Here is a 13,549-nt window from a genome sequence, read left to right on the forward strand (position 1 = left end):
AAACGTATGATAACATGTCAATAGGGACTGATTTTTAAATAGAATAATTTCTCTCCGACAGGGAAAGGTTAAAATGGACATTCATACGAGGAAGGCGAGTTTAATGATCATCGGTGTGGACATTGACGGAACAATCAAAGATACGCAACGAGCGGCTGTTGAGGTGCATAACCGGGTCTTGAAGCGGAATGTGCGCGTTGAGGATGTGAAGGAATTTTATCTGGACAAGGCGTATGGGCTGACGCCAAAAGAAGCGTCCAAATTATGGAGGAAGCTGGAAGAAGAGATTTACACGCTGGGCCTTCCTTTAAAGAACGCGGCGGAAGTGTTGAACCGCCTGGCGCAAAACGGGCACACCATTTATTTCATCACCGCCCGTCCAGGGATGAAAAACATTCGGAAAGTGACGGAAGATTGGCTGAAAAAGCACGGCTTCCCATTCAACGGGAAAAACCTAATCATGGGGGCGCAAGATAAAGCAAAAGAGGCAAAAAAAGTGCAGGTTGACCTCTTCTTTGAAGATGCACCCAATCATCTGCTCAATCTGGTGAAAAACAAGATTCCCACAGTGATTGTCGATGCCGTTTATAACCGCGATTTCCCTTATTCTTTGCCGCGGATTACCGACTGGCGGCAGGTGTATGAACTGGTTGAAAAAGGAGTGTAATTCGGACACCTTAAGGAAAGAGGTGTCCATTATTTTTATTTAAATTATTCAAAAGATTATTTATATAAAGTATAATATAATCAGGTAAATTGTCGACAGTCGACAAAGGAGGTGAGAAGTGATGACAGCGGCGGAGATCCAAAAGGCCAAATCATTAAGTGACCAGGTTTATGAATATTTGCGGGCACAAATATTATGCGGGAACATGAAACCCGGAACGAGAATTGTGGAAAGCGTGTTGGCCCGGCAATTGAAGATCAGCCGCAGCCCGATCCGCGAGGCGGTGCAACTGCTGAAAAAAGACGGGTTGTTGCAGCAGGAGAACGGACGGATTCTGGTATTCCGCCCTTCGGCAGACGACTTTCAAGAGTTGTATGAATTGAGGCTGGCTGTGGAACCGATTGCCGTGGAGCTGGCAACCGGGCGCATCCAGGCGCATGAGTTGGAGCAAATCGCCGGATTGTTAATCTCTGCTGATCAGTGTTTGCAAAGAGGGGAAATTGACAAGGTGATTGAGCTGAATTCCCTGTTTCATGAGCAATTGATCCGCTTTTCCCGGAATGGGCGGTTTCAGCGGATGATGACGGAAATAGCCAGCCTGGTTCGGTATTATCGTACCTTTGTATTTAAGGTATATAAACGGAATATTGAAACAAATCAGGAGCACTGGGCCATTTATCGGGCCGTGAAGGAGGGAGACGCCGCTTTGGCCCGAAAGCGCATGGAAAGCCATATCAAAAACGATCTGCACTTTATTCTCATGAGAAGCGGTGAGAGAGGAGGAGTGAAGGAGTGAATCATCAACCGCTTGACGGCATTCGGGTGATTGAATTGGGTTCTTTTATCGCCGGGCCTTTTGCCACGCGCATTTTGGCCGAATTCGGGGCGGAGGTGGTAAAAGTGGAGCCCCCGGGCGGGGATCAGATCCGCAAATGGGGACTTGCGGCTGAAGGCGAAGAAGATTCTTATTTCAGCAAAGTAATCCTTCGCAACAAAAAATCGGTCGTCGTTGATCTGCATTATGAAGAAGGCAGAGAAATTGTCCGCGAACTTCTTCGCCAGGCAGATGTGGTCGTGGAAAATTTCAAACCCGGAACCCTGGAGAAATGGAATTTGTCGCACCGGGAGATGCGCGAGCTGAACCCCGGTTTGATCATCACCAGCGTCACCGGATACGGACAGACCGGTCCGTACCGCCACCGGCCCGGCTTTGGCAACATTGCCGAATCGTTTGGAGGGCTTCGCTACGTTACCGGTTATCCAGACCGACCGCCGGTCAGGGTCGGACTGTCGCTCGCCGATTCGATCTCCGGCTTGTATGCAGTGATCGGAACGTTGCTGGCTTTGTTTCATCGCGACCGTAATCAGGACGCGACCGGCCAGGTTGTTGATGTGGCATTGTATGAATCCGTTTTCAGTCTGCTGGAGTCCATCCTGCCGGAATATGTCCACCTTGGAGCGGTGCGCGAACGGACGGGAAATCAACTGGCGACCACGGCTCCTTCCAACATTTATCCGACCAAAGATGGGAAATGGGTGGCGATCGGCGCCAACAGCGATTCCTTGTTCAAGCGGTTGATGACCTTGATGGGCAGAGAGGATCTCGCGCAAAAGCCGGAGTTGTCCGACAATCGGGGGAGGGTGGCCGCTGCCGGCCGGATCGATGCGCTGATCGGGGAGTGGACATTAAGGCATACGTGTGATGAAGTGGTTGCCATGCTGGAACAGGCCGCAGTCCCGGCTGGCCCTGTTTATGGAATCGCGGATATTTTTCGTGACCCTCATTATCGGGAGCGGGAAATGTTTCTGCCGGTTCCGGATGCAAGCGGCGCGGAGATTATGATGCCGGGGATCGTGCCAAAAATGAGCGGGACGCCGGGATCTGTCCTCCAGGCAGGGCCTGTCAGTGGTGCCCATACGAAGGAAGTGCTTTCCGCCTGTGGCTTTACGGAGGAACAAATCAACGAGTGGCGGAACAAAGGGGTTATCCATTGTGGCTGATCAGGCTCATGTGCTGTTGCGCGATGTGACGCTAAGGGACGGGTTGCAAAACGAATCGGTGTTTGTGCCTACAAAGATAAAGCGAATCCTGGTTGATCGCATCATTGCCTGCGGGTTTCGCTCATTGGAAGTAACCTCTTTTGTGCGGAAAGACCGTGTGCCCGCTCTCCGTGATGCCGACGAACTGGCACAGAGCCTGCCCGAATATCCGGGGGTTGAATATCGGGCGCTGGTTCCCAACCGGCGGGGGATGCAGCGGTTTTTGGCCGGGAAAACAGAAACGGCCGTCCTTTTTCTTTCTGCCAGTCCCCTTCACAACCAGGCCAATGTTCAGCGGACCACGGAAGAATCGCTGGCTGAAATCATCAGTCTTATTCGTCTGGCCGAAGAGAACGGGCGCCGGGCGGCCGGGGCAATTGCTACCGCTTTTGTCTGTCCCTATGCCGGAGTCGTGCCATATTCCCGGCTGGAGCGGATTGCCGAAGCGCTTGCCGAAAGCGGAGTGAAGGAGATGTCTCTGGCCGATACATCCGGGCAGGCGACGCCCGATTTGGTTTATGAACGGTGCGTCAGCATAAAAAAACAGTTTCCCATGCTGGAGCTGAGCCTTCATTTGCACGATGCTAAGGGTTACGGGCTCAGGAACATGCTTGCCGGGATCGAGGCGGGGGTTTGTACCTTTGATGTCGCGCAAGGGGGATTGGGCGGTTGTCCCTTTGTTCCGGATGCACCGGGAAACCTCTCTTCAAGAAGTGTTCTGGAATGTTTGGCGGAACGGGGAATTGCCACGGATTTGGATTACAAAAATGTGTGCCAACTGGAAGAGTATGTTCTGCGCATCATGAAGCGGAGGAATGAATGATGGCAAATATATCGATCGGCGCCCGCCTGGACAGGCTTCCGATTACCCGTCTCCACAAAAAGGCGACGTTGTTGATCGGCACGGGAATCTTTTTTGACCTGTTTGATATTTTCCTGGCCGGTGTGCTTAGCACCGTTTTGGTTGAACAGTTTCATATTGACGAAAAATGGCTGCCCCTGCTTCTGGCTTCCGGTTTTTTGGGAATGTTTATCGGAGCGATTGTGCTGGGAGGGCTGGCGGACCGCTTCGGGCGGAAAAAAGCCTTTATGTATAATCTGGCGATCTACTCGATTTTTTCGTTGCTGGCTGCGTTCAGTCCCAATGTCGGATTATTGATCTTTTTCCGGTTTGTTGCGGGACTCGGCCTCGGGGCGGAACCGCCGCTTTGCGATGCCTACCTCAGTGAATTGCTGCCGGCATCACAGCGGGGAAGATATGTTGCTTGGGCTTATACGTTAGCCTTTTTGGCTATGCCGGTGGAGGGGATTTTGGCAAAAATTTTGGTTCCGGTTCAACTTTTCGGTTTGGAAGGCTGGCGTCTGTTGTTTATCATCGGATCCGCCGGTTCACTCATCGTTTGGGTGTGGCGGATGCATCTTCCCGAATCGCCGCGCTGGCTGGAAGCGGCGGGCCGCCTTGAAGAAGCGAATCAAATCGCTGTTCAGATGGAAGATGAAGCGAAAGCATTGGGTGAGCTGAAACCGGTACAGTCGACAACGCCCCGGCAAACCCCGGTCGCCTCTTTTTCTGTTTTATGGCAAAAGAGATATCGGCGATACACGCTGATGCTGTGGTTTTTTCATATTTTGCAGACGATCGGGTACTACGGCTTTGGAACGCTGGTTCCGCTGATCTTGAAGGCCAAAGGCTATACGATTCTCCATTCACTTGAATATACTGCCTTAACCTTTTTGGGTTATCCGCTCGGCTCGCTGTTATCACTGCCGCTGGTTGAACGGATCGACCGCAAATGGCTGATCGTCTTGTCTGCCTTTTTGATGGCGGTGTTCGGCATTTCCTTCGGCATGGCAAACCTTCCCTCGCTCATCGTCATCTTCGGATTCCTTTATACTTTGGTCAGCAACGTTTTTTCCAATGCGTTTCATATTTATCAGGCAGAAATATTTCCGACCTCTGTGCGGGCCACTGCTGCCGGGTCGGCCTACAGTTTAAGCCGTTTGATGAGCGGTTTGATGCCGTTTATGTTGCTTCCGGTGCTCAATCATTATGGTTCTGCGGCGATGTTTTCCGTTGTTGCTGTTGCCATGGGACTGATCATGGTTGATATCGGGCTGTTTGGTCCCCGTTCCACCGGACGGTCTCTTGAGGATGTGAACGGGGACGAGAGGGGTTCGGAAACGGGTTTCAAAAACCGGATGTAGAGCCGGAAAACGAAAAAAGTTCAGGCGACCCGTAAGCCGCCTGAACTGCTATTGAATCGTTCCCGTCTGGCCGGGCAGCGGAGCGGTTGCCGTGGCCGGAGCGTAGGAATGGGTCAGTTGCTGCATGTCTGCTTGCGGGAGTTGTGCCACTTGATAATATCCGTGTTTGTTTTGCCACAGGAACAATTCATAAGCCATTTCGATGCAGTTGGGAATGCTGTCGGCCAGAACGCGGCGCACGACCGGATTGGTTACTTCGCAGGCTGCATGCGCTTTGACCGCAGCTGACGATTTCATGGCACTCAGCATTTGTCCGGAAATGCGTTGGTCATTGATCTCGGCCGGACTTTTCATCGGTGCTTTTGGCTGGCTTTGCCTTAAGCCGTAGGTCACGTTGTTTCCTTGCTGCATTTTGTATTTGCCGGTTGGTTGTGCCGGTTCGCGGCCGGTGGAGAAACATTCGACCAGAGTATTGTACTCATTGGCCATAAATTGATACTGGCGATCAAGGATGTTCCGCAGCTCAGGATCTTTCACATGCTGCGACATCATCACATACTGGTCCATGCAGTTGACCGCGCAAGACAAAACTTCGTGAACATCGTACACTTCATGGGCACCATGATTCATGGCCGGTGAAACTTGGGGATTAATGGTGGTATTTTCAATTTTGCTGTCGTTGGGACGCATCGTGTTCATAAAAATATCCTCCTTTCAAACTGTAACCAGTAGTTAATATGTACAAGCACGATGCCGGCTACTCATCGGAAAAAAAGAAATCCCCTGAAAAGGGGGCATTTGACATCGCTGTGTGACAACCTAGAGGCGGGGGTCCTCCAGCAGCCGCTGCATCTCTTCTTTATGTTTCGTTTCATCGGCAATCATATCTTCCAACTGGGTTTTCAGTTCAATATCATGGACCGCCTCCGCCTGTTCAATCCGCTTGGTGTATCGTTGAATTGTGTCGATTTCAGCTTGAACGGTTGCTTCCAACATTCCTTTTACATCCCGATGGCGGGAGAAAGGTTTTGGTTCCACCATGGGCTCGCCGCCAAGGGTGGCTATTTTTTCTGCCAGGTATTGAGCGTGCACCATTTCATCCTGTGCTTCTTTGGCAAAGAAGTCGCGCAGGGTCAGGCGGGCCAGCCCGGAAACGACGGCCGCGTTATAAATATATTGGTTAATGGCGGAGAGTTCATAGGCAAGGTCTTCATTTAATCCGTTGATCAGTTCTTGTTTGGCATCCATTGTCCAATCTCCTCCTTTGATTCATATTACTACACTGCCCATTTTGGAAAAAAACATGCTTTATAGGGCGTCGGAGGAATTGGATTATTTTTCGCCTTCCTTCATCCAGCGGATCAAGGTCTGCAATTTTTGTTCGTACCCGTAAGCAGACGGATGGTAAAAGGTTTTTCCTGCATGTTCATCAGGCAAATATTGCTGGGGAACATATCCGCGCGGATAATCGTGGGGGTATTTGTATCCTGAACCGCGCCCTTGTGCCTTGGCGCCCGAGAAGTGGGCATCGCGCAGATGGGGTGGAACTTCCCCACTCTTTTCCTTGCGAACGGCGGCATTGGCTTCCCCGATTCCCTTGACGACTGAATTGCTTTTCGGAGCGGTGGCGATATAGATCACTGCTTCTGCCAAGGGGATTTGCGCTTCCGGCAGTCCGATATAATCGACTGCATGCGCGGCCGCTGAGGCGATGAGCAGCGCACGGGGATCGGCCATCCCCACATCTTCAGCGGCATGAATAAAGATGCGCCGGGCGATGAAACGGGGATCTTCGCCGGCTTGCAGCATTTTGGCCAGATAATAAAGAGCTGCATCCGGATCAGAACCGCGCATACTCTTGATAAACGCAGAAATCGTATCATAATGGTTATCGCCGCTTTTATCGTAGCGGATCATTTTTCTCTGGATCGATTCTTCCGCGACTTCCAACGTAATGTGGCGTATCCCTTCATCGTCCGGTGGTGTGGTGAGTACGGCGAGCTCCAGCGCGTTTAAAGCATTGCGGCTGTCCCCGCCCGCTGTTTGAATGAGATGCTCCAGAGCGTCTTCTTCTATTTTTACTTGGTAATCTCCCAACCCCCGTTCAGGGTCTTGCAGGGCGGCCAGCAGGATCGCGCGCAACTCGCCGGGTTCCAGTTGTTTTAACATAAACAGGCGTGAACGGGATAAAAGGGCGGCATTTACCTCAAATGAAGGGTTTTCCGTTGTTGCCCCGATCAAAATAACCGTTCCGTTTTCGACATAGGGAAGCAAAGCGTCTTGTTGTGATTTATTAAAGCGATGAATTTCATCGATAAACAGCACGGTTCGTTGCCCGTGCAGATTGAGCCGCTCCTTTGCTTCTTGTACCACTCGGCGCAGATCCGCCACTCCGGCAGTCACGGCGTTCAATTTTTCAAAATATCCTTTTGTATGGTTGGCGATAATGTGGGCCAGGGTTGTTTTGCCCGTGCCCGGAGGACCGTAGAAGATCAGAGAGGAGAGCTGATCCGCTTCGATCATGCGCCTCAGTAATTTCCCGGGTCCGATGATGTGGGACTGGCCGATCATCTCGGAAAGCGTACGGGGTCGCATTCTGGACGCCAACGGCTCGTTTTGCTTTTTCTCTTGCATTCGTCCAAATTCAAACAAGTCCACCATGGTCCCGCCTTTCTATCTCTGGCAAAAATAAGGACAAGTCCCTATGATAGACAATATCACAGCAGCCGGGCCAATGTCATGATCTCCGCCGCCCAGTTCTCCTTTTTCCGTGAAGGTGGCGGAAGTCGGGAAGTCGTCACCCCTGCTTCTCCCGTTTTTGCCGTTTTTCATCCCTGATCGTGCCGGTAAGGTTCATTTTTGTTTGCAATGATTGTGTAAAAAACTTGCTAAAAGAGAATACTCCTATGATACACTTGCTAGTAGGGTACTTTCCCCATCATCCTTGGCCATGCCGTCTGATGATGGCGTCCGGATGGATGAAGGGATTGATTTATCTTATAATGAAACTAATTCTCCCCTGACCGGAAGCAGGGCGCAGTACATATCGGGAATGCGAATGATCAATGAGAGGTGGGATAACTTGAAGATTTCGACCAAGGGCCGTTACGGTCTTACCATCATGATGGAACTGGCGACGCAATACGGGAAGGGGCCTGTTCCGCTCAAAAGCGTGGCCGAGCGTCATGAACTGTCGGAACACTATCTGGAGCAGCTGGTCGCGCCGCTGAGAAATGCCGGATTGGTGCGCAGCATTCGCGGAGCTTACGGAGGGTATAAGCTGGCGAAGCCGCCCGAAGAGATCTCGGCCGGTGATATCATCCGCGTATTGGAAGGTCCGATCAGTCCGGTGGAATTCACCGAGGAAGAAGACCCGGCACGCCGGGATTTGTGGAAACGGATTCGCGATGCGATTGCGAAGGAACTGGATTCCACGACGCTGGCTTCCCTTATCAACTTTTCGCATGACGGAAACAATGATAACTACATGTTCTATATTTAGCAAAATTAGCAGGTGACGTGAAAATGGCGATTTATTTGGATCATGCAGCGACCACCCCGATTCATCCCGAAGTGAAAAAGGCGATGCTTCCCTTTCTGGATGAAGCGTTTGGCAATCCGTCAAGTATTCATCAATATGGAAGGGCCGTGCGAAATGCCATTGATCATGCGCGGTGGCAAGTGGCAGAAGGACTGAATGCCGAAGCGAGCCAGATCATTTTCACCAGCGGTGGGACGGAAGCGGATAATACCGCTCTGATCGGGGTGGCCCTGGCGTGCAGGGAACAGGGAAAAAAGCATCTCATCACATCGGAGATCGAGCACCATGCTGTGCTGGATACGTGCCGTTATTTGGAGCACATGGGCTTTGAGGTTACCTATTTGCCTGTGGACCGGACAGGCATGGTTGATGTGGAAGATTTGAAATCGAGCATCAGACCTGATACTGCACTGATCTCAATTATGTACGGAAATAACGAAGTCGGCACGCTTCAGCCGATAGAAACGATTGGGGCGATTGCCCGTGAACACAGGGTATTTTTCCATACGGATGCAGTGCAGGCGTTTGGGATCGAGAAAATTGATGTCAAGAAGCTGCCGGTCGATTTGCTCAGCATCTCCAGCCACAAGATCAACGGGCCAAAGGGAGCAGGGGCGCTGTATGTGTCCAAGCAGGTGAAGTTGATGCCCCGCTTTTTCGGCGGTGCCCAAGAACGGAGAAAACGCGCCGGAACGGAAAACGTGCCGGGGATTGTGGGGTTCGGAAAAGCTGCCGAGCTGGCGGCACGAAATCGGGATGTTCATTACCGCGAGATGCTGCAACTGCGCGAGGCGTTTCTGGAGGAATTGAAAGAGCAACAGGTGACTTTTGTCATAAACGGGCATCACGAGCGCTTTTTACCTCATATTTTAAATCTCAGCTTCCCGGGAACCGACACGGAAACGCTGCTGATGAATTTCGACTTGGCGGGAGTTGCCTGCGCGAGCGGCTCGGCCTGTACTTCCGGCACACTGGAAGTATCTCATGTGCTAAGAGCAATGCATCTGAGTGAAGAAGTGACCCGATCCGCGATCCGCTTCAGTTTCGGGCGGGGGAATACAGAAGCAGAAGTACGGCAAGCTGCCCGGATCACAGCGGAGATCACGGGAAGGCTGATTCATCGGTAATTGACCAACAGACAGTTAAACAGGGGAGAGAGGACTGTGAGCATCAATCCGCTTAACCAGATGGAAGACTGGGAAAAAGAGATGGATAACATCGATTGGAAATCGATACTGAAGGATATAGATCGTGCCCTGATGGATAATTTGGCAGCCGAACTCGGCTTTCCTTCCTTTGAAAAATTGGAGCACGCTTCCGAACGGGTTGTGGACGATTATTACATTGCTCACCTCTCCGACGGACGGTGGGTATGGTGGAATCCCGTAACCTATGCCAAAGAAGACCCGCTCTATTTTGCTGATAAGCGGGAAATCATGGCGTTTATTGCCAAATTTTTAAATCTGCCCAAAGACCGGCTCGGACAGCTGAAAGCGGGATTGGATCAAGTGATTCAAACCAGGCGTTGCAGCTGTTGCGAACATGAATTTAACCCGGCGGACCCCGAGCGCTACAAGTGGGATGAAAGACGGGAGCAGAACCAATTTTGTTCCCCGGAATGCGCGATGGAGAGTCTGATGGGGGAAATGAAAGATGATTTTCTCTGAGAGATGACCCTCGGTTCGGGGTCATTTTCCTTATCATCGGTAAAAGGTGTAGGATCATGAAGCCATCTCAAATGGAATTGTTTCAAACGAGTTATGTAAAAGGCTCCTTTATCCAGGAGATCTTTTACAATGAGGAAAACGGATACGGAGTTTTTCTCATGCGGGCCACGGAGGCATCGGAAGAACTTCCGCAAGAGGAAATCACCGTGGTGGGGAATATGCTCCGTCCCCATGAGGATGAGATCTATACCTGCTACGGTGAATGGAGAGAGCATCCCAAATTCGGGCGTCAGTACTATGCCCGGCAGGTGAAAAAGGAGTTTCCGCGGACAAAAGAAGCGATCGTCAGATATCTTTCAAGTGAGATCTTCACCGGAGTCGGAAAAAAAACGGCTGAAAAAATCGTGGAGCATCTCGGGGAAAAGGCGCTGGATCAAATTGCCGCCAATCCTGAAGTGCTAACGGAAATCAGGGGGATCTCCCCTGCCAAGGCGCGGACGATTGCCGAGCACCTGCAGGAAAACCAGGCTCTGGAAGAAGCGCTGGTCTATCTATACCAGTTTGGCATCGGACCTGCTTTGGCGCTCAAGATCGTGCAGACGTATAAACATCACACCATCGAACTGTTAAAAGAGAATCCGTATCGCTTGATTGATGATATCGAAGGAATCGGTTTCCGCCGGGCCGATGAGATTGCGCGGGAGCAGGGATTGCCGGAAGATGCGCCGGAACGTTTTCAGGCGGCTGTGTTATATGCCGTGAAAGAGGCATCCGTCTCCAAAGGGCATGTTTATGTGACGTGGGATCAGCTCAATCAGGAAGTCAATCTTCTCCTGGGAGGGGCAGGGGTTGAACTTTTTTCCGAAAGCGCCCGGGAAAAATATGTCGAAATGCTGATTGATGATGAACGGATTATTTTGGAGGATGACCGTTATTATCTACCGTCGCTCTACTACGCCGAATATGGTTTGGCCATGCGGATCAAACAATTGCTGGAGCAGGAATCGGAAACGGATTATCCCGTATCCGAACTGTACCGAGCGATCGGCGAGATCGAGGAAGAGCTGGGAGTGACCTATGCGGAAAAGCAGCGGGATGCGCTTCTCACCGCCCTTTCTTCACCGTTTATGATTTTGACCGGTGGTCCCGGTACCGGAAAAACGACGGTCATCCAGGGGATATGCCGGTTATTTGCAAAACTGCGTGAAATCTCGCTCGACCCTGATCATTATGAAGCCGCGGAGCAGCCGTATCCGATCCGCTTGGTGGCTCCGACCGGTCGGGCGGCCAAGCGGATGTCGGAAACAACCGGTCTTCCGGCGATGACGATCCACCGCCTGCTGGGGTGGAAAGGGGACTTTTTTGAACACGGTGCCGAATCCCCGATTGAAGGCGACCTGCTGATTGTCGATGAAGTTTCGATGCTGGATACCTGGCTGGCCAATCAATTGTTTCGCGCGGTTCCCCAAGGGATGCAGGTGATCATGGTGGGAGATCAGGATCAGCTGCCTTCGGTCGGACCGGGGCAAGTGCTTCACCATCTGCTTCAGGTGGACAAAATCCCCCGTGTCGAGTTGACGGAGATTTTCCGGCAGGCGGAGGGCTCTTCCATCATCAGGCTGGCCCATGCGATGAAACGTGGGGAAGTTCCGGGAGATTTGCTCATCCCCCAGCCGGATCGGCGTTTTTTTCCCTGCAAAAAAGAGCAGGCCTTGCCGATCATCGTCAAAACGGTAACCAATGCCATGAAAAAAGGGTACACGATTTTCGATATTCAGGTACTGGCGCCGATCTACAAAGGGCCGGTCGGGATCGACCGCATCAATCGGGAAATTCAAGCGGTGGTCAATCCAAAGGATGAAAACAAAAAGGAACTGACCTGGGGCGATTCTGTCTTTCGGCTGGGGGATAAAGTGCTCCAGCTGGTCAATCACCCCGAGCATCCCGTCTACAATGGCGACATGGGAAAGGTGATCGCGATCGAGGAGAATGCATCCCCGGATCAGCCGGTTTTATGGGTGGCCTACGAACGGTTGGAGGTCCCGTATAAAAAATCGCAGCTGGGACAAATTGCACTTGCTTATGCCTGTTCCGTGCATAAGGCGCAAGGCTCTGAGTTTCCCATCGTTGTGTTTCCAGTTTTGCACACGTACCGGCGGATGTTGGAACGAAACCTTCTCTATACCGGGATTACACGCAGCAAATCGTATCTGATCATGTGCGGGGAAAAGGAAGCATTTGCCGACGGATTGAAGCGACAGAGCGGAGAAAAGCGCAACAGCCGGTTGAAAGACCTGATTGAGGAAGAGTGGTAGCCACGGTAACCCGGCCCCGGCAAGACCGGCACTTTCATGGAAAAATGGCAACAACTCCCCTACATGCACGGCGAAGCCTTTCCCAATACTAATGACAGCGGGGGAGGCTGATTTCCTTGCGCAAATCCCAGGAAGTGATCGGGCTTTCCGTCATCCATTTAAAAACAGGGGAAAAATTGGGTACGGTTACGGATCTTTTGTTTGATCGGGATCAGCGTTGGCGGGGGGTTGTTTTGCAAGAAGGTGGTTTTTTCAAGAGGAGAAAATATATTCGATCTGACAACATCGTATCAATCGGCAAGGATGCGGTAATGGTGGACAGCGACCAGGTGATTCTTCCCTTTGACCGGAACGCGGAAGAGTGGATCAGCATTTATAACGGCGAAAACAAATTGAAGGGCCGTCCTCTGCTTACCGCCGGCGGTTATGAAATGGGGATGGTAGAAAATGTCTACTTCATGGAAGAAGTGGGAACGCTGATAGGGTACGAACTATCCGGCGGGCTTATCAGCGACCTGGCAGAAGGGCGAAAAGTGGTGAAAACCACGCATCCGCTCACGTGGGGAAAAGATGTGCTGATCGCCCCGCATGACCGGATTGAAGTTAAGGATGCAAGGATTTAAAGGAAGGGAAGAATCATGCTGCGTTGTCCCAACTGCAATTCGCACGACCTGGGAAAAGTGGGAACAAACCAACTTTATTGTTGGCAATGCTTTATTGAAATGACCACCGAAAATGACAAAATCGCTTCTGTCTACCAGGTGGAGGAAGATGGAAGCTTAACCTCGCTCAACGACCTGTTTTTGGAGGAAAGCAGTCACGTTCAATATTTCGATTAACCGTGCCAAAGGAGGGGAAACATGGCTCGCCAGACAATCATGACCCTTTTGTTTGGTGGACTGTTAGCGATCGGAGCAAGCATGTTTTTGAGAAGAAACAGACGGGTTTCCAAGCCTTTTGTTCAGACCGTTGTCCGCGGCATCCAAAAAAGTCCGTTTCTGCGCCGGTTTGTCGTCGAGGAAACCCTTCGACGCATGTTCCGTCGCCTCCGGATGGCAAGGTAACACAGGAAAACCCCTGGCTGAAAATGTCAGGGGTTTCCATTCATGCGGCG

At 51.4% G+C, this 13,549-nt stretch carries 15 protein-coding genes; 12 read left to right on the plus strand and 3 right to left on the minus strand.

Annotated features, from left to right (window positions below; genetic code table 11):
- Positions 1 to 73: 73 nt before the first annotated feature.
- The 5 genes from I8U18_RS00985 (at position 74) to I8U18_RS01005 (ending at position 4,912) form a co-directional block, all read left to right on the plus strand.
- On the plus strand, positions 74 to 667 hold the full coding sequence (locus I8U18_RS00985; RefSeq protein WP_081943821.1) for a 5' nucleotidase, NT5C type: 594 nt from the start codon (positions 74 to 76) through the stop codon (positions 665 to 667).
- Between the two features lie 121 nt (positions 668 to 788).
- A complete protein-coding gene (locus I8U18_RS00990) occupies positions 789 to 1,463 on the plus strand; it encodes a GntR family transcriptional regulator (RefSeq protein ID WP_033100959.1) in 675 nt (224 codons plus the stop codon).
- On the plus strand, positions 1,460 to 2,668 hold the full coding sequence (locus tag I8U18_RS00995; protein ID WP_370589192.1) for a CaiB/BaiF CoA transferase family protein: 1,209 nt from the start codon (positions 1,460 to 1,462) through the stop codon (positions 2,666 to 2,668). The genes I8U18_RS00990 and I8U18_RS00995 overlap by 4 nt, the downstream gene beginning before the upstream one ends.
- Positions 2,661 to 3,530 (plus strand): hydroxymethylglutaryl-CoA lyase, encoded by an 870-nt coding sequence (locus tag I8U18_RS01000; protein ID WP_198058895.1) that lies wholly within the window; start codon positions 2,661 to 2,663, stop codon positions 3,528 to 3,530. Before I8U18_RS00995 ends, I8U18_RS01000 begins: the two co-directional genes overlap by 8 nt.
- A complete protein-coding gene (locus I8U18_RS01005) occupies positions 3,530 to 4,912 on the plus strand; it encodes an MFS transporter (protein ID WP_198064399.1) in 1,383 nt (460 codons plus the stop codon). The genes I8U18_RS01000 and I8U18_RS01005 overlap by 1 nt, the downstream gene beginning before the upstream one ends.
- Positions 4,913 to 4,960: 48 nt before the next feature.
- Here the strand turns inward: I8U18_RS01005 and I8U18_RS01010 are convergent, their stop codons facing one another.
- The 3 genes from I8U18_RS01010 to I8U18_RS01020 all read right to left on the minus strand — a co-directional run bounded on the left by I8U18_RS01010 (position 4,961) and on the right by I8U18_RS01020 (position 7,570).
- Positions 4,961 to 5,602 (minus strand): spore coat protein, encoded by a 642-nt coding sequence (locus tag I8U18_RS01010; protein WP_052154179.1) that lies wholly within the window; start codon positions 5,600 to 5,602, stop codon positions 4,961 to 4,963.
- A gap of 129 nt (positions 5,603 to 5,731) precedes the next feature.
- Positions 5,732 to 6,160: a ferritin-like domain-containing protein gene (locus tag I8U18_RS01015; protein ID WP_033100958.1), complete on the minus strand. Its 429-nt coding sequence runs from the start codon at positions 6,158 to 6,160 to the stop codon at positions 5,732 to 5,734.
- A gap of 84 nt (positions 6,161 to 6,244) precedes the next feature.
- Entirely contained in the window at positions 6,245 to 7,570 is a 1,326-nt protein-coding gene (locus I8U18_RS01020) for an AAA family ATPase (RefSeq protein ID WP_268745619.1), read from the minus strand.
- Positions 7,571 to 7,994: 424 nt separating this feature from the next.
- Here I8U18_RS01020 and cymR point away from each other — a divergent pair, with 424 nt between their 5' ends.
- From cymR to I8U18_RS01055, 7 genes are all read left to right on the plus strand, one after another.
- Positions 7,995 to 8,414, plus strand: a complete 420-nt coding sequence (cymR, locus tag I8U18_RS01025; protein ID WP_033100957.1) for a cysteine metabolism transcriptional regulator CymR — start codon at positions 7,995 to 7,997, stop codon at positions 8,412 to 8,414.
- Positions 8,415 to 8,431: 17 nt separating this feature from the next.
- The gene (locus I8U18_RS01030) at positions 8,432 to 9,580 is read left to right on the plus strand and encodes a cysteine desulfurase family protein (RefSeq protein ID WP_152568541.1); all 1,149 of its coding nucleotides are present in this window, start codon (positions 8,432 to 8,434) and stop codon (positions 9,578 to 9,580) included.
- 36 nt (positions 9,581 to 9,616) lie between these two features.
- Positions 9,617 to 10,120 (plus strand): hypothetical protein, encoded by a 504-nt coding sequence (locus I8U18_RS01035; protein WP_033100955.1) that lies wholly within the window; start codon positions 9,617 to 9,619, stop codon positions 10,118 to 10,120.
- Between the two features lie 56 nt (positions 10,121 to 10,176).
- Positions 10,177 to 12,435 carry an SF1B family DNA helicase RecD2 gene (gene recD2 / locus I8U18_RS01040; RefSeq protein ID WP_198064400.1) on the plus strand — a complete coding sequence of 753 codons (2,259 nt, stop codon included), beginning with the start codon at positions 10,177 to 10,179 and terminating at the stop codon, positions 12,433 to 12,435.
- Between the two features lie 116 nt (positions 12,436 to 12,551).
- Positions 12,552 to 13,058, plus strand: coding sequence for a PRC-barrel domain-containing protein (locus I8U18_RS01045; protein WP_198058892.1), 507 nt, complete (start codon positions 12,552 to 12,554; stop codon positions 13,056 to 13,058).
- Positions 13,059 to 13,073: 15 nt separating this feature from the next.
- On the plus strand, positions 13,074 to 13,274 hold the full coding sequence (locus I8U18_RS01050) for a hypothetical protein (RefSeq protein WP_033100953.1): 201 nt from the start codon (positions 13,074 to 13,076) through the stop codon (positions 13,272 to 13,274).
- A 21-nt stretch (positions 13,275 to 13,295) separates the two neighbouring features.
- Positions 13,296 to 13,499 (plus strand): hypothetical protein, encoded by a 204-nt coding sequence (locus I8U18_RS01055; RefSeq protein ID WP_033100952.1) that lies wholly within the window; start codon positions 13,296 to 13,298, stop codon positions 13,497 to 13,499.
- Positions 13,500 to 13,549: the final 50 nt, after the last annotated feature.

This window comes from Thermoactinomyces sp. CICC 10522 (assembly GCF_016055075.1).
In the GTDB taxonomy this organism is placed as follows: Bacteria; Bacillota; Bacilli; order Thermoactinomycetales; family Thermoactinomycetaceae; genus Thermoactinomyces_A; species Thermoactinomyces_A daqus.